Origin of the sequence: Microbacterium oxydans, assembly GCF_006540085.1 — a bacterium.
GTDB classification, from domain to species: domain Bacteria; phylum Actinomycetota; class Actinomycetes; order Actinomycetales; family Microbacteriaceae; genus Microbacterium; species Microbacterium oxydans.
In genome coordinates this window covers 547,948-568,417 of sequence record NZ_BJOG01000004.1, presented here as the reverse complement: position 1 = coordinate 568,417, position 20,470 = coordinate 547,948, and the positions used below count along the sequence as shown (strand labels likewise).

The 20,470-nt window shown below is 66.7% G+C and carries 23 protein-coding genes; 9 read left to right on the top strand and 14 right to left on the bottom strand.

Features of this window, described 5'->3' with window-relative positions:
- Positions 1–1,533: an apolipoprotein N-acyltransferase gene (gene lnt, locus MOX01_RS10715; RefSeq protein ID WP_141369567.1), complete on the top strand. Its 1,533-nt coding sequence runs from the start codon at positions 1–3 to the stop codon at positions 1,531–1,533.
- On the opposite strand, the gene MOX01_RS10710 is transcribed toward lnt, so the two are convergent.
- The 4 genes from MOX01_RS10710 to MOX01_RS10695 all read right to left on the bottom strand — a co-directional run bounded on the left by MOX01_RS10710 (position 1,530) and on the right by MOX01_RS10695 (position 4,222).
- Positions 1,530–1,913 (bottom strand): RNA polymerase-binding protein RbpA, encoded by a 384-nt coding sequence (locus MOX01_RS10710; RefSeq protein ID WP_021200565.1) that lies wholly within the window; start codon positions 1,911–1,913, stop codon positions 1,530–1,532. The two genes, lnt and MOX01_RS10710, sit on opposite strands and share 4 nt — an antisense overlap.
- A gap of 123 nt (positions 1,914–2,036) precedes the next feature.
- Positions 2,037–2,813, bottom strand: coding sequence for a glycerophosphodiester phosphodiesterase family protein (locus MOX01_RS10705; RefSeq protein ID WP_046746997.1), 777 nt, complete (start codon positions 2,811–2,813; stop codon positions 2,037–2,039).
- A complete protein-coding gene (locus MOX01_RS10700) occupies positions 2,810–3,739 on the bottom strand; it encodes an SPFH domain-containing protein (protein ID WP_046746996.1) in 930 nt (309 codons plus the stop codon). Before MOX01_RS10700 ends, MOX01_RS10705 begins: the two co-directional genes overlap by 4 nt.
- A 9-nt stretch (positions 3,740–3,748) precedes the next feature.
- Positions 3,749–4,222 (bottom strand): NfeD family protein, encoded by a 474-nt coding sequence (locus tag MOX01_RS10695; protein ID WP_046746995.1) that lies wholly within the window; start codon positions 4,220–4,222, stop codon positions 3,749–3,751.
- 123 nt (positions 4,223–4,345) lie between these two features.
- On the opposite strand from MOX01_RS10695, the gene MOX01_RS10690 reads away from it, so the two are divergent.
- The gene (locus MOX01_RS10690; protein ID WP_046746994.1) at positions 4,346–5,110 is read left to right on the top strand and encodes an SDR family oxidoreductase; all 765 of its coding nucleotides are present in this window, start codon (positions 4,346–4,348) and stop codon (positions 5,108–5,110) included.
- Between the two features lie 67 nt (positions 5,111–5,177).
- On the opposite strand, the gene MOX01_RS10685 is transcribed toward MOX01_RS10690, so the two are convergent.
- A complete protein-coding gene (locus MOX01_RS10685) occupies positions 5,178–5,774 on the bottom strand; it encodes an HdeD family acid-resistance protein (protein WP_046746993.1) in 597 nt (198 codons plus the stop codon).
- A gap of 195 nt (positions 5,775–5,969) precedes the next feature.
- Here MOX01_RS10685 and MOX01_RS10680 point away from each other — a divergent pair, with 195 nt between their 5' ends.
- Genes MOX01_RS10680 through MOX01_RS10665 form a run of 4 tightly spaced genes read left to right on the top strand, consistent with a single transcriptional unit; the run spans position 5,970 to position 9,660 of the window.
- The gene (locus MOX01_RS10680; RefSeq protein WP_058631215.1) at positions 5,970–6,368 is read left to right on the top strand and encodes a helix-turn-helix transcriptional regulator; all 399 of its coding nucleotides are present in this window, start codon (positions 5,970–5,972) and stop codon (positions 6,366–6,368) included.
- A gap of 5 nt (positions 6,369–6,373) precedes the next feature.
- On the top strand, positions 6,374–6,784 hold the full coding sequence (locus MOX01_RS10675; protein ID WP_061015930.1) for a VOC family protein: 411 nt from the start codon (positions 6,374–6,376) through the stop codon (positions 6,782–6,784).
- Between the two features lie 43 nt (positions 6,785–6,827).
- A complete protein-coding gene (locus tag MOX01_RS10670) occupies positions 6,828–9,185 on the top strand; it encodes an ATP-binding cassette domain-containing protein (protein WP_141369565.1) in 2,358 nt (785 codons plus the stop codon).
- 4 nt (positions 9,186–9,189) lie between these two features.
- Positions 9,190–9,660, top strand: coding sequence for an NUDIX domain-containing protein (locus MOX01_RS10665; protein ID WP_141369563.1), 471 nt, complete (start codon positions 9,190–9,192; stop codon positions 9,658–9,660).
- Between the two features lie 104 nt (positions 9,661–9,764).
- On the opposite strand, the gene MOX01_RS10660 is transcribed toward MOX01_RS10665, so the two are convergent.
- On the bottom strand, positions 9,765–10,304 hold the full coding sequence (locus MOX01_RS10660; RefSeq protein WP_141369561.1) for an MOSC domain-containing protein: 540 nt from the start codon (positions 10,302–10,304) through the stop codon (positions 9,765–9,767).
- Positions 10,305–10,368: 64 nt separating this feature from the next.
- On the opposite strand from MOX01_RS10660, the gene MOX01_RS10655 reads away from it, so the two are divergent.
- Both MOX01_RS10655 and MOX01_RS10650 read left to right on the top strand, forming a co-directional pair.
- Positions 10,369–10,839, top strand: a complete 471-nt coding sequence (locus tag MOX01_RS10655) for an HIT family protein (RefSeq protein ID WP_141369696.1) — start codon at positions 10,369–10,371, stop codon at positions 10,837–10,839.
- Between the two features lie 37 nt (positions 10,840–10,876).
- Positions 10,877–11,425, top strand: a complete 549-nt coding sequence (locus MOX01_RS10650) for an AAA family ATPase (RefSeq protein ID WP_141369559.1) — start codon at positions 10,877–10,879, stop codon at positions 11,423–11,425.
- 72 nt (positions 11,426–11,497) lie between these two features.
- Here the strand turns inward: MOX01_RS10650 and MOX01_RS10645 are convergent, their stop codons facing one another.
- The gene (locus MOX01_RS10645; protein ID WP_170224192.1) at positions 11,498–11,953 is read right to left on the bottom strand and encodes a GNAT family N-acetyltransferase; all 456 of its coding nucleotides are present in this window, start codon (positions 11,951–11,953) and stop codon (positions 11,498–11,500) included.
- A gap of 46 nt (positions 11,954–11,999) precedes the next feature.
- Positions 12,000–12,368, bottom strand: a complete 369-nt coding sequence (locus tag MOX01_RS10640; RefSeq protein WP_046747108.1) for a VOC family protein — start codon at positions 12,366–12,368, stop codon at positions 12,000–12,002.
- A gap of 72 nt (positions 12,369–12,440) precedes the next feature.
- On the opposite strand from MOX01_RS10640, the gene MOX01_RS10635 reads away from it, so the two are divergent.
- On the top strand, positions 12,441–13,766 hold the full coding sequence (locus tag MOX01_RS10635) for an MFS transporter (protein ID WP_058631184.1): 1,326 nt from the start codon (positions 12,441–12,443) through the stop codon (positions 13,764–13,766).
- Positions 13,767–13,800: 34 nt separating this feature from the next.
- Here the strand turns inward: MOX01_RS10635 and MOX01_RS10630 are convergent, their stop codons facing one another.
- The 6 genes from MOX01_RS10630 to MOX01_RS10605 form a co-directional block, all read right to left on the bottom strand.
- Complete coding sequence (locus MOX01_RS10630) at positions 13,801–14,613, bottom strand: arginase family protein (protein WP_141369555.1); 813 nt, start codon at positions 14,611–14,613, stop codon at positions 13,801–13,803.
- A gap of 81 nt (positions 14,614–14,694) precedes the next feature.
- Complete coding sequence (locus MOX01_RS10625; protein WP_058631186.1) at positions 14,695–15,441, bottom strand: formylglycine-generating enzyme family protein; 747 nt, start codon at positions 15,439–15,441, stop codon at positions 14,695–14,697.
- A 25-nt stretch (positions 15,442–15,466) separates the two neighbouring features.
- Complete coding sequence (locus tag MOX01_RS10620) at positions 15,467–16,222, bottom strand: SGNH/GDSL hydrolase family protein (RefSeq protein WP_174799774.1); 756 nt, start codon at positions 16,220–16,222, stop codon at positions 15,467–15,469.
- Positions 16,223–16,283: 61 nt separating this feature from the next.
- Positions 16,284–17,636, bottom strand: a complete 1,353-nt coding sequence (locus MOX01_RS10615) for an MFS transporter (protein ID WP_061015916.1) — start codon at positions 17,634–17,636, stop codon at positions 16,284–16,286.
- A gap of 47 nt (positions 17,637–17,683) precedes the next feature.
- Entirely contained in the window at positions 17,684–18,718 is a 1,035-nt protein-coding gene (locus MOX01_RS10610) for an LLM class flavin-dependent oxidoreductase (protein WP_058631189.1), read from the bottom strand.
- 54 nt (positions 18,719–18,772) lie between these two features.
- Positions 18,773–20,449, bottom strand: coding sequence for a DUF885 domain-containing protein (locus tag MOX01_RS10605; RefSeq protein WP_046747115.1), 1,677 nt, complete (start codon positions 20,447–20,449; stop codon positions 18,773–18,775).
- Positions 20,450–20,470: the final 21 nt, after the last annotated feature.

Genomic DNA, 20,470 nt, shown 5'->3' with positions numbered 1-20,470 from the left:
ATGGACGGAATGACCTCGAAAACCGCGCCACAACGCGCCCTCCTGCCCCTCTGGGCTGCTGTGCTCGCCGCCGGACTGGCCGCCCTGGTGATGAATCTGGCGTATCCGGAGGCCGCGATCTGGATCTTCGCCTTCCCAGCGACAGCTCTTCTGCTGCTCGCGCTGATAGGACGACGGTTCGGGGGTGCGCTGCTCGTCGGGCTGGTCTACGGCATCCTGTTCTTCGGGCTCCTGGTCTCCTGGACATCGCGATACCTCGGCCCCATCCCGTGGGCCGCCCTGAGCGTCGTCGAGGGCGTGCTGACGGCGATCGCCCTCATCCCGATTGCGCTCGCCTATCGCTGGCTCCCGAAAGCCTTCCCCGGGACAGCGGGGCGCCTTCTGGGGCTCCCGACGGTCGTCGCGGCCCTCTGGGTCGGCCGCGAGCTGTTCGTCGGCTCCTGGCCCTACGGCGGCTTTCCTTGGGCACGTATCGGCATGAGTCAGGCCGAGAGTCCCCTCGCGTCCGTCTCCTCCTGGGTCGGCGTGAGCGGGCTCAGCTTCCTCATGGTGCTCGTCGTGGCGATGCTGATCGAAGTCGTGCGGCTGCGCGCATGGCGCCGGCCCTTGCGGCTGATCGCGCCGGCAGCCCTCGTGGTGGTGCTGCTGTTCACCCCGCTCTTCCCGACCGCGACCAGCGGCTCGATGCGGATCGCCGCCGTGCAGGGGAACGGCCCGACGGGGTACTTCGACGATCGCGAGCCGTTCGCGGTGATCCAGGCGCAGACAGAGGCGACCGCCCCTCTTTACGGCGAAGACGTCGACCTGCTGGTCTGGCCGGAAGGGTCATTGGACGCGGACCCTTTTCAGAGCGATGCGCTGGCGCGGCGGATGACCCTCATCGCGAACCGGATCGACGCACCGCTCCTCGCCAACGCGCCAACAGGTCGTGACGACCGCTTCTTCAACACCTCGATGCTCTGGAACCTCGACGGCACCGCGAGGCAGCTGCACGACAAACGGCACCCCGTCCCCTTCGGCGAGTACGTGCCGGATCGCCCGTTCTTCAACGCGCTCGCCCCGGAGCTGATCGGTCTCATCCAACGGGAGTACACGCCGGGTTCGAACCCTCCGATCGTCGACGTCGACGGGGTCCGCGTCGGTCTCGCCATCTGCTTCGATGTGATCTACGACGATGTGATCTGGCAGGGCCTGAACGCGGGGGCAGAGGTGCTGGTGTTCCAGACCAACAATGCCGACTTCCGTGGCACGGACGAGAACCTGCAGCAGCTGGCCTTTGCACGCATGAGGGCCATCGAGACCGGCAGAAGCGTGGTGAACGTCTCGACCGTCGGCACGAGCCAGATCATCCGTGCTGACGGCTCCACGGTCACGAGCCTGGACGCAGATGAGGCCGGAGCCATGCTCGAGGATGTCGAGCTGCGCTCCGGCCTCACGGCTGGTGTGGTGCTGGGCCCCTGGATCCAGGCAGTCGTGCTGTGGGGCGGTCTCGGCGCGCTCCTCCTCGGGTGGTGGCGCGCCAGGAGGCGCTAGGCGCCGATCTTCTCGCGGGTCGGGTCTTCTCCGGCACCGCGGCGGGCCCGGATGAAGGCGAGGCGCTCTTCCAGCAGCTCCTCGAGCTCGGCGCGCGTACGGCGCTCCAGCAGCATGTCCCAGTGGGTGCGGGCGGCCTTCTCGTCGCTCGCCTCGAGCGTGACGGCCTGGCCGTCGACGTTCAGTCGAGCCTCGGCACCGCAGGCGCGGCACTCCCAGGTCTGGGGCGGCTCGGCATCCGCCGCGAACATCAGGTTCGTGACGTGGCCGCATGTGTCACAGGTGTAGGTGGTCTCACGGCGCTCCATGAAAACGACGCCCTCTTCGCTCTGTAGGCTCTGGGCGCCGAGTCGGATGCCGCGCAGGCTGCGATCTGCCATTGTGTGGTCCTCTCGTCGCTGTCAGGTATAACGCTCCAGCCTGTGGGCTTCATCCACGCGGGCGAGTTCTCGGCGGAACTCACAGGTTAATCCCAGCGGAGGAGGTTATGAGGCGGGTCGCCGCTAACGCGGGGCGAGAGTCTTCAGGGCGAGATCAGCGCGGTCCGACACGATGCCGTCGACACCGAGGTCGATGAGACGGCGCATGTCTGCAGCCTCGTTGACGGTCCAGATGTGCACCTCCACTCCGTGCCGGTGCGAGGCCCGCAGAAGAGCAGGAGTCAGCACCGTCAGTGCGCGGTGGCGCTCCGGGATCTGCAGAGCATCGATGCCGCGAAGGATGCGCGCGGGGGAGAGGCGGAGTGCCGAGAGCGCTCGCAGGGAGGCGATCGTCGCGCTGCCTCCGGACGTGGCCGGACGAAGCGCCGCCCCTGCCCGCAACACGGACGCCACCGTTCCCCGTCGATTGGCGTCGGAGAAGCTCGTCACGAGCACCCGGTGCGTGTCGTCGACCAGGATCTTCCCGAGAGGCTCGACAGCGGACGACGTCTTCACGTCGATGTTGAACCGCACGTCCGGGAAGGAATCGAGTGCTTCTGCGACGGTCAGCAGGCCCCCGTGGTCCTCGAACAGGGTGCGCAGCTCACGTGTACTCACCTCACCGACCGGCCGGGGGTCGCCGGTGAGTCGTGCGATGTCGTCATCGTGGAAGAGCACCACGTCGCCGCTCGCTGTGACCTGACAATCGGTCTCGATGTACTCGACGCCGGCGGCATGGGCGGCCGCGAAAGCCCCGGCGGAGTTCTCCCAGACGCCGGAGTCCTCGCCCGCCGCGGTGATCAGACCACGGTGGGCGAGGACTCGGGGATTCCGCGTCTTCGAGAAGTACGGGTGCGTCACGCGCCGGGAAGCGTGTTCGACGGGCCCTGGCCGGGCTTCGGCGTGAACGCGCTGCCGATGCCCTTGAGCGCCTCGGTGAGTTCGCTGGGGATGATCCAGAGCTTGTTGGACTGCCCCTCGCTGATCTTCGGAAGCATCTGCAGGTACTGGTAGGCCAGAAGCTTGTCGTCCGGCTCGCCCTGGTGGATGGCGCTGAAGACGTTCTGGATGGCCTCGGCCTCACCCTGGGCGCGCAGCACTGCGGCTTGCTTGTCACCTTCCGCGCGGAGGATCTCCGCCTGCCGCGCACCCTCGGCTTCGAGGATCGCGGACTGCTTGGTCCCCTCAGCGGTCAGGATCGCGGCGCGGCGGTCACGCTCGGCTCGCATCTGCTTCTCCATCGAGTCCTGGATCGAGATGGGCGGGTCGATGGCCTTGAGCTCGACCCGGCCGACGCGGATGCCCCACTTGCCTGTCGCCTCGTCGAGGACGACTCGCAACTGACCGTTGATGTTGTCACGGCTCGTGAGCGCTTCCTCGAGGTTGAGGCCACCGACCACGTTTCGAAGCGTGGTGGTCGTCAGCTGCTCGACGGCGCCGAGGTAGTTCGCGATCTCGTAGGTCGCCGCACGCGCGTCGGTCACCTGGAAGTAGACGACGGTGTCGATCGAGACCACGAGGTTGTCCTCGGTGATCACCGGCTGCGGCGGGAAGGACACGACCTGCTCGCGCATGTCGATCAGAGGCCGCAGCCTGTCGATGAACGGCACGAGCACGTTGAGGCCCGGCGTCAGTGTCTTGTGATAGCGCCCGAGACGCTCGACCACCCCGGCCGTGGCCTGCGGGATGATGCGGATCGCTCGCGCGACGGTGACCACCACGAAGATGATCACGGCGATCACGAGGATCCACAGGATCGCTGTGGGGATGAACGATGCGTCGTTCACGGGGTTCTCCTAGTCGTTCACGGGACGGACGATGGCCGTGGCGCCGTTGATCGCGGTCACGGCGACCGGGGCACCCTGGGGGATGGGAACGGGGGTGGCGGTGCGCGCGGTCCAGGTGTCGCCGTTCGCGAGCTTGGCCTGGCCGGAGATCTGCGTGATGTCGTTCAGCGCGATCCCGCGAAGGTCTATGAGGGCGTCGACGTTCGACCTGGTCGGATCCTCGCCGCGGTGCAGGCGTCTGAGAAGGGGAGGGCGCAGGAACAGGATGAACAGGGCGGCAGCGGCGGCGGCGATGATCACCTGCAGCCACACGGGGACGCCGACCAGATCCGTGACGAGACCGACGACTCCGCCGAAGCTGAGCATGAGGAACGTGAAGTCCAGCGAGAGCATCTCGATCACCAGGAATACGGCGATGAGAACCAGCCAGCCGATCCACGCCCATTGCTCGATGAACGTGACGAACGTCACGATGTTGTCCATGCGGCCTCCTTTGTGGTCAACGTATCACGCGCAGAGCGCCGGATCAGGGCGCCACTGCGTGCGCTTGGTAGGGTGTGAAGGCCGTGCGATCACGGCTTTTTTCGCGCATCATGAGGAGTCACCGTGACCGACGTTCTTCCCGCAGGATCCCTCGACGGCAAGGTCGCCCTTGTCACCGGTTCATCGCGGGGGATCGGCGCCGACACCGTCCGCTACCTGGCGGAGGCCGGTGCCGACGTCGTCATCAACTTCCGCAACAAGGCCCCCCGGGCCGAGAAGCTCGCCGCCCAGCTGCGGGAACTCGGTCGCCGTGCGCTCGTCGTGGGTGCCGACCTCACCGACCCCGAGTCCGTCGCTGCGATGTTCGAGGCTATCCGCGCCGAGTACGGCCGCCTGGACGTACTCGTGCTCAACGCCTCAGGGGGCATGGAGTCGGGCATGGCTGCGGACTACGCGCTCACCCTGAACCGCGACGCGCAGCTCAACGTGCTCGACGCCGCTACCCCGCTGCTCTCTGACGGAGCACGCGTGGTGTTCGTCACCAGCCACCAGGCGCACTTCATCCGCACCACACCGACCATGCCGGAGTACGAGCCCGTCGCCCTCTCCAAGCGTGCCGGCGAGGACGCCCTCCGGGAGCGCATCCCGGGCCTCGCCGAGAAGGGCATCGGCTTCACGGTCGTGTCGGGCGACATGATCGAGGGCACCATCACGGCGACGCTGTTGGAGCGCGCGAACCCGGGGGCGATCGCCGAGCGCCGGGAGTCGGCGGGCAAGCTCTACAACGTCTCGGAGTTCGCTGCCGAGGTCGCCAGGGCGGCCGTCGACGCGGTGCCCGCTGACAACACGCGCCTCGTCGGTGACGTGAGCGCTTTCGCGGCCGAGTAAGAGCACGAGAAGAGCGGCCCCGTCTTGCATCGCAAGTCGGGGCCGCTCTCGTTTCAGGCGATGAGCGTCAGCTCGTCGCTCCGCCCTGAACGGCGGAGACGTATTCCTTCGCATCCCGACCGAGCGTGATGGCACGGACGATCTGGATGATTCCGAGCACGACCAGCGAGATCCCCAGCAGCAGCCAGAAGGCGAAGCCGGCGATCAGCGGCGAGAACAGCACGATGATTCCCGCGACGATGCTCAGGATCGCGTAGAGGACCGTCCAGACGCGCGATCCGTCGCTGCCCAGCAGGGACAGAGCGACGATGCCGTCGACGATCCAGCTGACACCGATGAAGATCACGACGACGAAGGCGAGCGTGGCCGCAGCGACGTTCAGGTTGAAGAACGCGATCACACCTGCAGCGATGTAGAGCAGTCCGAGGACGATGTGACCGACGCGCGCCCACCCGCCCTTGGCGCTCGAGAAGATGCCGAGGCCGACGTAGACGAGCCCGGCGACGATCAGGTACGAGGCGAAGATCGCCGTCACGATGACCGCGGACTTGACCGGCCAGACGAGGAGGACGATACCCGCGATCAGCGCGAGAACACCGGCGACGGCCAGCGTGACGCGGATCGACTTGAACAACGACTTCGCCTCTGCGAGTGGTTCAGACATGGTGAGGACCCCTTTCTGAGAAAATCCTGTGAGGATGCCCTTCAGGGTAGCGCCCCTGAGGGCGGGAGCGGGGGAGAAGCGCCCGCCCGCGTTTCTCTTCGTCACGCCGGGAAACTCCCCGACACGATTCCCCGACGTGGCAAGATCATCCTCGTGACGGACCTCGACCACGCTCGGCTGCGCGAGCTCGCCGTCATGCGACGGGTCCGCGATCGCATCGATCGGGAGTACGCCCGACCTCTGGATGTCGAAGCGCTGGCGCGCGGAGTGCACATGTCGGCCGGACACCTGAGCCGGCAGTTCCGCGAAGCCTATGGGGAGTCGCCGTACTCGTATCTGATGACGAGGCGGATCGAACGCGCCATGGCTCTGCTGCGGCGCGGCGACCTGACGGTGACGGAGGTGTGCTTCGAAGTCGGATGCTCCTCGCTCGGCACCTTCAGCACGAGGTTCTCGGAGCTCATCGGTGTCTCACCCAGCGTGTACCGTGAACGCGCCACCACCATCGAGGGAATACCGTCCTTCCAGGCGAAGCAGGTCACGAGACCGATCAGGAATAGAGAAGCGCCGCGCCCCGATGCCCACCTAACGTGAGAGCCATGAGAATCAGCATCCACTACGCATTCCTTCCGCACACCGATGCGGAAGCCGCCCTCGCGTTCTACCGCGACGCTCTCGGATTCGAAGTGCGCAACGACGTCGGCTACGACGGATTGCGATGGCTCACCGTCGGCCCCGTCGGTCAGCCTGAGACGTCGATCGTCCTCCACCCGCCGGCAACAGATCCCGGCATCACCGATTCCGAGCGGCAGACGATCCTCGAGCTGATCGCGAAGGGCAGCTACGCTGCTCTCACCCTCGCCAGCGATGACCTCGACACGCTCTTCGAGAGCCTGGTCGAGCACGGCACCGATGTCGTGCAGGAGCCGATGGACCAGCCCTACGGCGTGCGCGATTGCGCGTTCCGCGACCCGGCCGGGAATCTGCTCCGCATCAATCAGACCGCTTAGACCAGACCACCTGATATCTCCACCGCAGAGCCGAAGGACCCCGATGAGCACCGAAGCGCACCCTGCCGACACCCATGACCTCATCCGCGTCCAGGGCGCGCGTGAGAACAACCTCAAAGAGGTCAGCGTCGACATCCCGAAGCGCCGTTTGACCGTCTTCACCGGTGTCTCCGGCTCGGGTAAGAGCTCGCTCGTCTTCGACACGATCGCCGCGGAATCGCGCCGCATGATCGACGAGACCTACAGCGCTTTCGTGCAGGGCTTCATGCCGTCGGTGCCGAGGCCCGACGTCGATGTCCTCGAGGGACTGACAACCGCGATCATCGTGGACCAGGAGCGGCTCGGCGCGAACCCGCGTTCGACGGTCGGCACGGTGACGGATGCCAACGCGATGCTGCGCATCCTGTTCAGCAAACTCGGGCAGCCGTACATCGGCGGACCCACCGCCTTCTCGTTCAACATCCCGACGCAGAGAGCCAGCGGGGTGATGACGGGCCCTGGCGGTGAGAAGAAGATCGTGAAGGACGCGATCTACCTCGGCGGCATGTGCCCGCGATGCGAAGGCAGGGGAGCGGTGTCCGACCTCGATCTCGCCCAGATCGTCGACGAGTCGCGGTCTCTCGACGAAGGGGCCATCATGGTTCCCGGCTACACGGCGGACGGCTGGATGGTGAAGGGCTTCTCTCAGTCGGGGTTCTATCCCGCCGATAAGCCGATCTCGCAGTTCACCGACAAACAGCGTCAGCTCTTCCTCTACGGAGAGGTCACGAAGGTCAAGATCTCCGGGATCAACATGACCTACGAAGGCCTCATCCCGAAGATCACCAAGTCGATGCTGTCGAAGGATCTCGATGCGTTGCAGCCGCACATCCGTGCTTTCGTCGAGCGCGTCGCCACCTTCGCGGTGTGCCCGGAGTGCGACGGCACGCGACTCACCGAGGGTGCACGGTCATCGAAGATCGAGGGCGTGAGCATCGCGGACGCATGCCGCATGCAGGTCACAGACCTCGCGGACTGGGTCCGGGGGCTCGACCTTCCCGGCGCGGGTCCACTACTTCAGGCGCTCAGCGCGAACCTCGATGCCTTCGTGACCCTGGGACTCGGCTATCTCAGTCTCGAACGGCCTTCGGGCACGCTGTCCGGGGGAGAGGCACAGCGCATCAAGATGCTGCGCCACCTCGGTTCCTCGCTCACCGACATCACCTACGTGTTCGACGAGCCGACCATCGGATTGCACCCGCACGATATCCAGCGCATGAACGGGCTCCTGCTGCAGCTGCGCGACAAGGGGAACACGGTGCTCGTGGTCGAGCACAAACCCGAGACGATCATGATCGGCGACCATGTCGTCGACCTGGGTCCCGGTGCGGGCAGCGCCGGCGGAGAGATCTGTTACGAGGGAACGGTCGAGGGTCTCAAGGCCAGCGGCACCAAGACCGGCGATCACCTCGAGGACCGGGCGCAGTTGAAGGAATCGGTGCGCACCGGCACCGGCGCGATCGACGTCAGAGGCGCGACGGCCAACAACCTGCAGGACGTCGACATCGACATCCCGACGGGCGTGCTCACGGTCGTCACGGGCGTCGCAGGCTCGGGCAAGAGTTCCCTCATCCACGGGTCGGTCTCGAAGCGCGACGGCGTCGTGGCGATCGATCAGGCCGCGATCAAGGGCTCGCGACGAAGCAACCCCGCGACGTACACAGGCCTCCTGGAGCCGATCCGCAAGGCGTTCGCCAAGGCCAACGGCGTGAAGCCGGCTCTATTCAGCGCGAACTCAGAGGGCGCCTGCCCGTCGTGCAAGGGCGCCGGCGTGATCATCACGGAACTCGGATTCATGGACACGATCGAGACGCCCTGCGAGGACTGCGGCGGCAAGCGCTTCCAGGCAGCTGTTCTCGAGTACAAACTCGCCGGCAAGGACATCACCGAGGTGCTCGATCTGCCTGTGTCCGAAGCGCGGGTGTTCTTCGATGAGGGCGAGGCGAAGCTCCCGGCGGCTTCCGCCATCCTCGGCCGGATGGAAGACGTGGGTCTCGGCTACCTGTCGCTCGGGCAGCCGTTGTCGACCCTGTCGGGTGGTGAGCGCCAGCGGATCAAGCTCGCGATCCAGATGGGGGAGAAGGGCGACGTCTACGTGCTCGACGAACCCACGACCGGCCTGCACCTCGCTGATGTCGACAAGATCCTCGGGCTGCTCGATCGGCTCGTCGACGCCGGGAAGACGGTGATCGTCATCGAACATCATCAGGCGGTGATGGCCCATGCAGACTGGATCATCGATATCGGGCCCGGCGCCGGTCATGATGGCGGCAAGATCGTGTTCGAAGGGACACCTGCAGATTTGGTATCCCAAAAATCCACACTGACGGGGGAGCACCTCGCCGCCTACGTCGGAGCGTAAGGGCATGCCGGTCGACCGCTCCCACATTCGTGTCAAAGCCATGCTTGTGGCCACCCACAGCGACGGCGCTCGGCACCTCGTCAGCCAGCACGGTGCGACGGCGGAGAACCCGCTCGGCTTTCACCGGCTGATCGGCGGCGGTGTCGAACTCGGCGAGACACACGAGAAGGCGATACTCCGCGAAGTCCAGGAAGAGCTCCAAGCCGATGTGGTCGATCTGGCTTTCCCAGGCGTCGTTGAGAACATCTTCCGATACGACGGCGAGCTCGGTCATGAAATCGTTGCGCTGTACTGCGGCAGGCTGCACCCAGAACCTGCATTGGAGGGCGGCACCCTCACGGAGTCCGACGGATCGATCGTGCCGATCCTATGGCGCCCATTCGACGACGACGATGTGTCGGCACCGCTGTACCCGTCAGCGGCGAACCGCTGGATTCGCGACGTCGTCTCCCATGCAGCAGCCCAGGGAGCATGAGGGGCCCGAGAGCACAGAGTCCCATCTCTTCGCGCCACTCTCCACTCGTGAGCTATATCCGATAATGCACATTATGTCAGCTAGCAGAAAGCAGCCCGTCCCCCTCAGACTCGCGTGAGCGGGAGATGCGGGTGCGGTGGCAACTCGACATCGATCGGATCTCCCGCAGCCACGCGCCCACCCCGCGACACGATGCCCATCACGCCGGCGAGGCGGACGACCTTGCCGTCACCGGCGTTCCGCACCACCTGCTTGAGCAGCCTCGACTGGAATCCGTTGATCTGCTGGCACGGATTGCGAAGCCCCGTGACCGTCACCACAGTCTCTCCGATTCGCAGTCGTGATCCGACAGGCAGCGCGAGCAGATCGATGCCCTGCGTCGTGATGTTCTCGCCGAGGTCCCCTGGAGCCACGAGATGGCCACCCTCCTTCAGGGTCTCGAAGAGCTCGCCGTGGATCAGGTGCACCTGCCGGAGATTCGGTTGGGACGGATCGGCGGCCACCCGCGATCGGTGCTTGACCGTCGCTCCACAGTGCGCATCGCCGTCGACGCCCAGACCCTCTAGCAGCGAGATGGATCCCCGTGTCTCCTTGCTGAACGTGTGAGAAGCACTGGAATGGACCGCGACGACCCGAGCAAGCATGTCTTCATTGTTCCACGAGCCATCCAGCCGCTCACCGTGCGATGATCGGGGCGTGAGTCCCCCTATGCATGCGTCCGCGGGCTACGTCTGCCCGTTCTGCGCTTTCCTCGAGGGCACGCATGACGATCACAACCTGCCCACAGACGTGGTCGCTGTCACTGAACGCGCTTACGCCCGGATCGCTCCGAAGTGGTGGCCTGGGAACCCGGGCGCGGTGCTTGTCATCCCTCGGACGCATGTGGAGAACATCTACGACCTTTCGCCGTCGGACAGCGCGGCGGTGTGGGACCTCACCCAGAGAGTCGCCATCGGCATCCGCTCCTCATACGCGTGTGAGGGCACCTCGATCCGCCAGCACAACGAACCCGCCGGAGGCCAGGACGTCTGGCATCTTCACGTTCACGTGTTCCCCCGCCACCCGGACGACCGTCTGTACCAGCGGCATGATGACGCGGAATGGGTCGATCCGGCTCACCGCCAAGCCTTCGCGACCAGGCTCAGGACAGCCCTCGGCATGCCGTTCCAGCTCACCTGACGCCCGTCAGACTCGAGAGCATTGCGAGAATGGCCCGATGGCTCTCACAGGCAGCGGCTCCACTCGTCTCGTCATCCTTCGCGGCGATGCGGCGTCGGGGAAGACGACCACGGCAACATCGTTGCGCACAGCGCTGGGCGCGCGCGTCGCTCTGATCTCTCAGGATCACTTCCGCCGCGAGCTCCTCCGTGAGCCGGATCGGCGGAAGCTCTCCCGCGACGCCAGTGTCCTCATCATCACCACCGCCCGCCAGGCGCTCGACCTCGGGTATGACGTGATCCTCGACGGCGTGTTCAATCTGCGCGACTACTCGGAGGCGTTCGAACGGTTGTACCGAGACCACCTCGGGTCCACACGCATCTACCAGTTCGACGTCGGCCTCGAGGAGACGATCCGCCGCCACGCGGGCCGGCAACTTGCCCAGGAATTCGGGGAGGACAAGATCCGCGAATGGCACGATGGGTGGCAGCCACTCCCCTGGTTCGATGAACGACGGATCGGCCCCGAGATCGGTACCGATGAGCTGGTATCGATCATCGTGGAGGATCTCAGGGACCCGGCACTCCCCTCCCCTGGGCCGTCATAGGCTCGGCATACTCCATGCCCCTCTGTCAGGCGTGCAGCGCGCTGAACGTACCCCCGGCGGCGTCGGCTCCCCTCAGAGGCCGACACTGAACGTGATCATGGGCTCGCCGCCGAGCGGATGAGTGACCGGACCGGAAACAGGCCGGAATCCCTGCAGCTCATAGAGCCGGATGGCGGGGTTTCCTCGCCGCACAGCGAGCTCGACCGTGGAGTACCCGGCGTCCTTCGACGCCCGTATCGCGTCCTTCAACAGAGCTCTTCCCATCCCCTTGCCGGAGGAAGCAGGGAGCACAGCGATCCGCTCCAGCACTGCCGTGGTCTCGTCACCGGATTTCGGTGCCGTCAGAGCGAACCCAGCGAGAGGCTCCCCTGCCAACGCGAACCGCAGGAGAGGCCTGTCGAACAGCTTGCGCATGCGGGCGGCGACTGCGGCCGCGTCGACCTCTCCATCGCGGTATCGAAGAGCCTGCACCCAGAGATCGACACATCTCGCGATGTCGTCGGTAGTTCCCGCGGTGATGTCCGTCATACGGGCAATCGTCGCGCTCGAAAGGTCCGACGCCGCGAACCGGGCGCTAGTGCGCGGACCACACCCCGAGCTCGGTGCCAGACGGATCCGCGAAGTGCAGCCGACGCCCACCCGGGAACTCATACGGCTCCTGCAGGATCTTGCCCCCGGCCGCCACGATGGCCTCCTTCGTGGCGTCGAGGTCCTCGGAGTAGAGCAGCACCAGAGGGCCGCCGGCGGGACGCACCTCGTCGGCGAGCAGCAGACCACCGGCCTCGTTCCCGTCGGCGCGCGGAGACACGATCCCCGCATAGCCCGGGCCGTAGTCGTTGAAATGCCAGCCGAACGCATCGGCGAAGAAGCGCTTCGAGACATCGAGGTCGGTGACGACGAGCTCGACGTAATCGAGTGAGTGATGCAGAGGTGTGCTGGTCATGGCGTCAGGGTAGCTCCCACCTGCGACATCACAGATCTCATCTGCGACATCGCAGAGGAGTAGCGTTGAGGGGTGCCGCAGGTCTCCCACTCCCCCGTCTCCACACCGGGGTGGCGGGCCTGGCTGATCTGGTCGGTCGGCGTCGCCGCCTATGTGCTCGCGATCACCAACCGCACCTCGCTCGGGGCTGTCGGCGTCGAAGCGGCTGACCGGTTCCAGGCCGATGCTTCCACGCTGGCCCTGTTCGCCGTGGTCCAACTGGCGGTGTACGGCGGGATGCAGATCCCCGTGGGAATCCTGCTCGACCGTTTCGGATCCCGGCCGATCATGACGATCGGGATGCTGCTCATGGCCGCCGGCCAGTTGACCATGGCTCTCTCCCCCAGCATCGGCATCGCGATCGTCGCACGCGTTCTGCTCGGCGCCGGAGATGCCGCCATCTTCCCCGCCGTGCTGCGCCTGGTTGCCACCTGGTTCCCCGCGCAGCGAGGACCCCTCATGGTGCAGTTCACCGGCATCATCGGCCAGGCAGGGCAACTCATCGCGCTCGTCCCCGTCGCCGCGCTGCTACACGCCACCACCTGGACGATCACCTTCGGCAGCATCGCCGGGCTCGGGGTGCTGTTCACGATCCTCGTGGCGCTCGTCATCCGCAACCACCCGGTCGAGCGCGGCGCCGATGTCACGGTGAACACCGACACGGGAGTCGTGCGCGTCGTCACCTCAGCGATAGATACCGGCGTCGGCATACGCGCCGCCTGGGCGCACCCAGGGACCCGCCTCGCCTTCTGGTCGCACTTCACCACGCCGTTCGCGGGAACCGCGTTCGTGCTCCTCTGGGGTATGCCGTTCCTCACAGCGGCGGAGGGCCTGGATGCTGCACACGCCGCAGGCATCATCTCCGTATATGTCGTTGCCGGAATGCTTCTCGGTCCCATCATCGGCGACCTGTCGCGTCGACTGCCGAACCATCGCTCTCTCGCCCTCGTGCTTCCGGCCGTGGGGGTTCAGATGGCAGCGTGGATCTCTGTCATCGCCCTCCCCGACACCGCACCGCTCTGGCTCCTCTACGTCCTGGCGATCGCTCTCGGGACCGGTGGTCCCGCCTCGATGATCGCCTTCGACCACGCCAGAACGCACAACCCGACGCACCGCCTCAGCACCGCCACCGGCGTCACGAACGCCGGAGGTTTCATCGCCGCGCTCATCGCCATCTTCCTCATCGGTCTCGCGCTCGATCTGCAGGGCGCCGGCACGCCGGAGACCTACTCGCTGGAAGCCTTCCGGATCGCATTTCTCATGCCGATCCCGCTCTGGATCATCGGCACCGTCTTCATCCTCGTCGAGCGCAAACGTACGCGTGTCCGCATGGGGCTCGACCCCGAGCGCCGTCGCTGACGCGGCACGCGGCACGCGGACAGAGTCCACAGAATCAGCGCAGGAGGTGCTGCAAAGTCTCGATCACGAGCTCCACGCTGAGATGCTCAGGGACTTCGGCGTCTCCCGCCTCGAACTCCGCGAGCTCCACGCCCTGCACGGCACCTACGGGCAGTGCGGCGAAGATCCCGGCGATCTGATGCGGCAGCAGCCCGCCCCCGATGCGATAGGCCGCAGGGATGTAACCGGGCTCGAGCACGTCCCAGTCGACGTGTATCCATACCGGTCGTCCGGCGATGATGTCGACGATGCGTTCAGGCGTGCTCTCTGCCGGCCGAAGTACGGTAACCCCTGCCTCCGCCAGAAGATCCCCCTCGGCGGGGTCGATGTCCCGGCCACCGACGACGATCACCTGCTTCGGGTTGATGCCGGAACCGTGGCCGCTGTCCCAGAGGCCGCACGCCGCGGCGAGCACCATGCCGCCGAGGTACCCTGACTCCGTCGTCTCCGGGGTGTTGAAGTCGCCGTGCGCGTCGATCCACAGCACCACCGCATCCGGGTGATGCTCCGCGACCGTGGGGAGCGTGCCGAGGCTCACAGCGCAGGTGTTGGTGATCAGCAGGGGTGTCGTCCCCGCGGCAAGGGCATCCTGCAGCGCCGCCCGGATCCCGTGGAGCGTCTGCTCCGCCTCCGGTAACGCCTTCGTCCAGTCATCGACGACACTCGGGGTCGGAGTGCCGATGGTCTGTGCTTCGATCGACATCAGGGACGACACCGCCTCGCCCACTCGGCGCGCGCCGATCAAGGCGCCGTCGGTACGGTCGGCCACCCGGCCCTGAGAGACGATGAGCGAATAGGAGGATGCCATGTCCCTCAGCCTGGCATCAGCACAGCCAGCGGGACAAATGCGCTCCTCTCGCACATGTCGCCGACGAAGAATCGGGGCGCCTCAGCCGCGGCGAGGAGTCCATCCCGATGGAAGCGGGCCATCCTGGAAAGCGCGCTCTCGATCGCTTCGCGCCGACCAGCCCTGTGCCTGATCCGTGGTGTCGAAGGCGCCTCGAGCGAGCCTCAACCCCACGTCGTCGTGATGCATACGCGGCGCTCCCCCGCGACGAACGGATGCCCGAACGCTCCAGGCGTCGTCGGCGAAGCCGCCTCCGCGGAACACCCGGTAGTCGTCGTAGCGGGCGGGGTCGAGCAGGTCCCAGCACCACTCCCAGACGTTGCCGAGCGTGTCGAAGAGCCCGTTGAGATTCGGGAGCTTCCCGCCCACGTCCTGTGGCGAGGCCACCCCGTCCGCCGCCGTCCAAGCCGCATCCGCGAGCGGCGCATAGTGAGGGCCCGTCGCGCCGGCACGACAGGCGAACTCCCACTCCGCCTCTGTGGGCAGCCGGTATCCGTCCGCGGTCGTATCCCACGTGACGACCTCGCCGTCGAACGAGTAGCTCCGTTCCAGCCCCTCCCACTCCGACGCGGCATTGCAGAAATGCACCGCTCGCAACCAGCTGAGATCCGCGGCGGGGCGGCGGGGATGCCGTGCGGGAATGCCGAGCACCTCGGCGAGCTGTTCCTCCGTCACCGGGTACACACCGATCTCGAATGGTTCGAGAGCGACATCGCGCCTCTCCTGCCTGCGAGCATCATGCAGCGACACGGTGCCGGCACTGATGGCCGCGAGCTCGAAGTCACTCACCGGATTCGGCAACTGTCGGACGACGTCATGCGGGAACCCGTTCTACCCACGACGGGTACTTTGCCGCGCGGCCGTCTCCCGACGACGTCCTGGTCACACGCCGCCGCACCCAGGGCCCGACGAACTCGCGGTAATAGGCGAGGCCGGAGGGGCCCGTACCGAGCCGATCGCTCGGCGCCCACCACGTCTCCGGAGGCTCGTAGCCGAGAGCGTGCAGCACGCGGGCGGCCACACGGTGGTGACCCGATGCATTCATGTGCAGCCTGTCCTCCGCCCAGTACGCGCCGCGGGAGAGCTCACGGTCGGGCCAGTTGAGCGCACGGATCACGTCGGGACGATCTTCGACGCGACGCAGCACGGCCTCGGACAGCAGATCACCCCGCCGCTGCACGAGAGAGCCCATCGGGAGCTGACCACTCGGGTTCGCGCCGGAGAGCAGGATCATCGTCACCCCCTCCTCGTCGCATCGGCGCAGCACCCGGCTGAAGGCGTCGGCGATGTGCTCGACGTCGGTACGCGGGCGCAGCATGTCGTTGCCACCGCCGTTGAACGAGAGATGCGTGGGACGCAGGGCGAGCGCGGGTTCGAGCTGCTCTTCCACGATCGGCCAGGCGAGCTTGCCCCTGATCGCGAGATTCGCGTACTGGATGGGGTGCCCGGCGGCGTCCGCCCACCCTTGAGCCGCCAGGTCGGCCCAGCCGCGCTCCCGTCCGTCCGGGAGGACATCACCCACACCCTCGGTAAACGAGTCGCCGATCGCCACGAACCGCACATCTGCCATCATCCCAGCCTATTGCGGGACGACGACGCACGGCGCCGAGACCGGATGGGTCGCCCCCGCCTCAGCGGTCGTCGAGAGCCTGGCCGCCGCGATCGACGAGTCCCCACGCCGCAGCCGCAGCACCGAGGAAACAGACCCCGAAGACCGCGAACAGGAGCGGCGCGCCGCCCCCGACCAGGAGGATCGGGACAGAGAGCGGTGCGACGATCGATGCGATGCGCCCCACTCCAGCGGCCCAGCCCGCGCCCGTGCCCCGCAACGAGGTCGGATAGATCTCCGGGGTCACCGCGTACAGGGCACCCCAGGCGCCGAGGTTGAAGAACGACAGCGCCATGCCGGCGGCGATGATGGTGCCCTCCGTCGTCGCCGTGCCGAAGACCACGGCAGAGACCGCCGAGCCGAGGAGGAAGACGGAGAGCGTCAGTCGACGGCCCCAGACCTCGATGAGCCACGCGGCCACCGCGTAGCCGGGGAGCTGAGCCAACGTGATGATGAGCGTGAACCCGAAAGACCGCACCAGATCGAACCCGGCATCGACGAGGATGCTCGGGATCCAGATGAACGCTCCGTAATAGGCGAAGTTCACACCGAGCCACACCAGCCAGAGACACAGTGTGCGCAGTCGGAACTCCCGATTCCAGAGTGTCGCCAACCGTGCGCGGGCGGTGACGGCGATCGCTCGTGATGCCGGCTCCTTCCTGATGGCCGGAGTCGCCTCCACCCGCGCCTCTGCCTCGAACGCGGAGACGATGCGGTCGGCCTCTGCGATCCGTCCCCGCGACGCGAGCCAGCGAGGCGACTCGGGCATCCGCCACCGCACGAAGAGTGCGTACACCGCCGGGATGGCCCCGAGGGCGAACGCCCAGCGCCAGCCATCCTCCGAAGCGGGTATGACCAGGAACCCGATGAGAGCAGCTGCCGTCCACCCGAGTGCCCAGAACGCCTCCAGTACGACGATCAGGCGACCGCGGATCCGGGCGGGGGCGAACTCGCTCACGTAGGTCGATGCCACAGGAAGCTCGGCGCCGAGCCCGAGGCCGACGAGGAATCGGAGAACCAGAAGCGCCGCAAGCCCGCCCACGAGCGCGCTGGCTCCGGTGGCGAGGCCATACACGAGCAACGTCAGAGCGAACACCTGCCGTCGTCCGTAGCGGTCCGCCAGGAGACCGCCGAGCGTCGCACCGATGGCCATGCCGATGAACCCGACGGAGGCGATCCAGCCCGCCTCGCCCTTGGACAGCCCCCACTGCTGCGTGAGGGCCGCGAGGATGAAGGAGATCAGACCCACGTCCATCGCGTCCAGCGCCCAGCCGAGACCGGAGCCCGTGAGCAAGCGGAGATGCCGGCGCGTGAAAGGCAGGACGTCCAGGCGCTCAGCCAACGATGAGCGGCTCGGCAAGGCGGTGTTGGCCATGCTTCTCATCGTAAAGCCGAGCGCCGGGCGTCCTGCGCTCGATGACGTCAGTCCTGCGAGGCGAGGATCCGCTTCACGCGCGGGATCACCTCGGTGCCATACAGCTCGATGCTGCGCATCATCGACTCGTGCGACAGGGTGCCTGTGGCGTACTTGAGGTCGAAACGCCCGAGGCCGAGCGTCGTGATGGTGTCGGCGATCTTCGCAGCGACCCGGTCCGGCGACCCTGCGTAGATCGCCCCCTCAGGTCCCACGTCGTTCTGGAAACGTGCACGGCTGTACGCCGGCCACCCGCGCTCTCGGCCGATGGTGTTGTTCATCGCCTCGAATCCGGAGTAAGCGGCATCCCAGGCTTCCGCGTCTGTCGCGGCGATGTGGCCAGGCGAGTGCACCGAGACGGGATGCGACGTGGTACCGAACGATGCGACCGAGCGATGGTACAGATCGACGAACGGCTTGAACCGCACCGCCGGCCCCCCGATGATCGCGAGCATGAGGCCGAGACCGTGGCGAGCGACACGGACGACCGACTCCGGGCTTCCGCCCACACCGACCCAGGTACGCAGACCCTTCTCGGTCTTCGGGAACACGTTCGCGTTCTCCAACGACGGACGCATCGTTCCCGACCAGGTCACCGGCTCCTCTTTCAGGAGCTCCACGAACAGTTCGAGCTTCTGCTCGAAGAGCGCGTCGTAGTCTCGCAGGTCATAGCCGAACAGGGGGAAGGACTCGATGAAGGAGCCACGCCCGAGCACCACCTCGGCCCGGCCGTTCGACAGCGCGTCCAGCGTCGAGAAGCGCTCGAACACGCGTACGGGGTCGTCCGAGGACAGCACCGTGACCGCCGTGCCCAGCCGGATGTTCTCCGTGCGCGCGGCGATCGCCGCCAGCACCATCTCCGGGGCGGACACGGCGAACTCGGTGCGGTGATGCTCCCCGACCCCGAAGAAGTCCACGCCCACGGAGTCTGCGAGTTCCGCCTGCTGCACGATGTTGCGGATCGTCTGCGCCCCCGTGAGGAGCTCCCCGTCCGCATCTCGCGTGATGTCGCCGAACGTGTCCAGTCCGAATTCGATGCCCATGTCATCCCTTCCTATTCAGATGAATGAACACGTGACCGTCCGGCCGCATTCCCGTCAGCGCGGGAGCAGAGCGGTGCGCAACGTGTCGAGCCCGACGCCGCCCATATCGAGCGCCCGTTTGTGGAAGTCCTTGAACGAGAAGGCATCGCCTTCCGCCGCGCGAACACCATCGCGGACCTGCTCCCAGATGCGCTGGCCCACCTTGTACGACGGCGCCTGCCCCGGCCAACCCAGGTAGCGGTTCACCTCGAACTGCACGAACTGGTCCGACATGTTCACGTTCGCGCGCATGAAGTCCAGCGCGTACTCCGCGTCCCACACACCTGTGCCGTCGAGACGGGGCTTGCCGAGGTGCACGCCGATGTCGAGCACCACACGGGCCGCCCGCATGCGCTGACCGTCGAGCATGCCGAGTCGATCGGCGGGGTCGTCGAGGTAGCCGAGCTGCTCCATGAGGCGCTCGGCGTAGAGCGCCCAGCCTTCTGCATGGCCGGACGTGCCTGCGAGCAGACGGCGCCAGGAGTTGAGCTCTGCCCGGTTGTAGACGGCCTGCGCGATCTGCAGGTGATGTCCGGGGACGCCCTCGTGGAACACCGTGGTGAGCTCGCGCCAGGTGTCGAACTCGGTGACGCCTTCGGGGACCGACCACCACATGCGACCGGGACGCGAGAAATCGTCCGTGGGCCCCGTGTAGTAGATGCCACCCTCCTGGGTGGGAGCGATCATGCACTCGAGTGTGCGGATCGCCTCGGGAATGTCGAAGTGCGAGGCGCCCAGTTCAGCGACGGCCCTGTCGCTCGTCTCCTGCATCCACTTCTGCAATGCGTCGGTGCCGACGAGCTTGCGTGCGGGATCGGCCTCGAGATGGGCGACGGCCTCCTCGACCGACGCACCAGGGAGGATCTCGTTCGCGATGGCGGTCTGCTCCGCCACCATGCGGGCGAGCTCTTCACGACCCCATTCGTACGTCTCGTCGAGGTCGATCGTCGCGCCGAGGAAACGGCGGGAGTTGAGGGCGTACAGCTCGCGGCCGACGGCGTCGACCTCGCCCGCGACGGGGGCGAGCTCCTCGGCGAGGAAGCGGCGGAGTTCGTCGTAGGCGACGCGTGCAGCTGCCGAGTTGTCCGCGAGCGTGCGTGCGAGGGAGGCCGGGAGCTGGCCCTCCTCCGGGTCGGCCTCGGCGACGAAGGCGGCGAAGAACCCGTCGTCGGCCGTGTAGCGGTCGATCTGTGTCGCGACCTCGACCACCTGACGACGCGCCGGCGTCACTCCCTCAGCGATCCCGGTGCGGAGCGTCTCGACGTATCCGCGGAGCGCATCCGGAACCGCGGCGAGACGGGTCGCGATCACGTCCCAGTCCTCCACGGTCGCAGTGGGCATCAGGTCGAAGGCGGCGCGCACGTCCTGCGCCGCCGAGGCGATGACGTTGAGGTCACGAAGGTGCCACTTGGCATCGTGGAGTTCGAGATCGAGGCGGAGCTCGGCGCTGAGATCGGTCTTCGTCACCTCGTCGATCGCGTCGACGGGCTCGAGTGCCGAGAGACGGTCGAGTGTCGCGCGGGTGGCTGCAGCGATCTCCTCGTGCCCCTGCGGGCTCAGGTCGCCGAAGCGGTCGTTCACCTCGTCGCGGCCGATGTACGTCCCGAGTGTGGGAGCCAGTACCGCGATCGTGTCGACCCATTCATCGGCGACGGCGTCGATGGCAGAGGGGGTGCGAGGAGCTGAAGTCATACCTTTCAGCCTAATCCCCGG

Excerpts from the sequence above, each read along its gene's own strand:
- lnt (WP_141369567.1), top strand. The coding sequence starts at position 1 with ATGGACGGAATGACCTCGAAAACCGCGCCACAACGCGCCCTCCTGCCC.
- MOX01_RS10710 (WP_021200565.1), bottom strand. The coding sequence starts at position 1,913 with ATGGCAGATCGCAGCCTGCGCGGCATCCGACTCGGCGCCCAGAGCCTA.
- MOX01_RS10695 (WP_046746995.1), bottom strand. The coding sequence starts at position 4,222 with ATGGACAACATCGTGACGTTCGTCACGTTCATCGAGCAATGGGCGTGG.
- MOX01_RS10685 (WP_046746993.1), bottom strand. The coding sequence starts at position 5,774 with ATGTCTGAACCACTCGCAGAGGCGAAGTCGTTGTTCAAGTCGATCCGC.
- MOX01_RS10680 (WP_058631215.1), top strand. The coding sequence starts at position 5,970 with ATGCGACGGGTCCGCGATCGCATCGATCGGGAGTACGCCCGACCTCTG.
- MOX01_RS10675 (WP_061015930.1), top strand. The coding sequence starts at position 6,374 with ATGAGAATCAGCATCCACTACGCATTCCTTCCGCACACCGATGCGGAA.
- MOX01_RS10670 (WP_141369565.1), top strand. The coding sequence starts at position 6,828 with ATGAGCACCGAAGCGCACCCTGCCGACACCCATGACCTCATCCGCGTC.
- MOX01_RS10665 (WP_141369563.1), top strand. The coding sequence starts at position 9,190 with ATGCCGGTCGACCGCTCCCACATTCGTGTCAAAGCCATGCTTGTGGCC.
- MOX01_RS10660 (WP_141369561.1), bottom strand. The coding sequence starts at position 10,304 with ATGCTTGCTCGGGTCGTCGCGGTCCATTCCAGTGCTTCTCACACGTTC.
- MOX01_RS10655 (WP_141369696.1), top strand. The coding sequence starts at position 10,369 with ATGCATGCGTCCGCGGGCTACGTCTGCCCGTTCTGCGCTTTCCTCGAG.
- MOX01_RS10650 (WP_141369559.1), top strand. The coding sequence starts at position 10,877 with ATGGCTCTCACAGGCAGCGGCTCCACTCGTCTCGTCATCCTTCGCGGC.
- MOX01_RS10645 (WP_170224192.1), bottom strand. The coding sequence starts at position 11,953 with ATGACGGACATCACCGCGGGAACTACCGACGACATCGCGAGATGTGTC.
- MOX01_RS10640 (WP_046747108.1), bottom strand. The coding sequence starts at position 12,368 with ATGACCAGCACACCTCTGCATCACTCACTCGATTACGTCGAGCTCGTC.
- MOX01_RS10630 (WP_141369555.1), bottom strand. The coding sequence starts at position 14,613 with ATGGCATCCTCCTATTCGCTCATCGTCTCTCAGGGCCGGGTGGCCGAC.
- MOX01_RS10620 (WP_174799774.1), bottom strand. The coding sequence starts at position 16,222 with ATGGCAGATGTGCGGTTCGTGGCGATCGGCGACTCGTTTACCGAGGGT.
- MOX01_RS10615 (WP_061015916.1), bottom strand. The coding sequence starts at position 17,636 with ATGGCCAACACCGCCTTGCCGAGCCGCTCATCGTTGGCTGAGCGCCTG.
- MOX01_RS10610 (WP_058631189.1), bottom strand. The coding sequence starts at position 18,718 with ATGGGCATCGAATTCGGACTGGACACGTTCGGCGACATCACGCGAGAT.
- MOX01_RS10605 (WP_046747115.1), bottom strand. The coding sequence starts at position 20,449 with ATGACTTCAGCTCCTCGCACCCCCTCTGCCATCGACGCCGTCGCCGAT.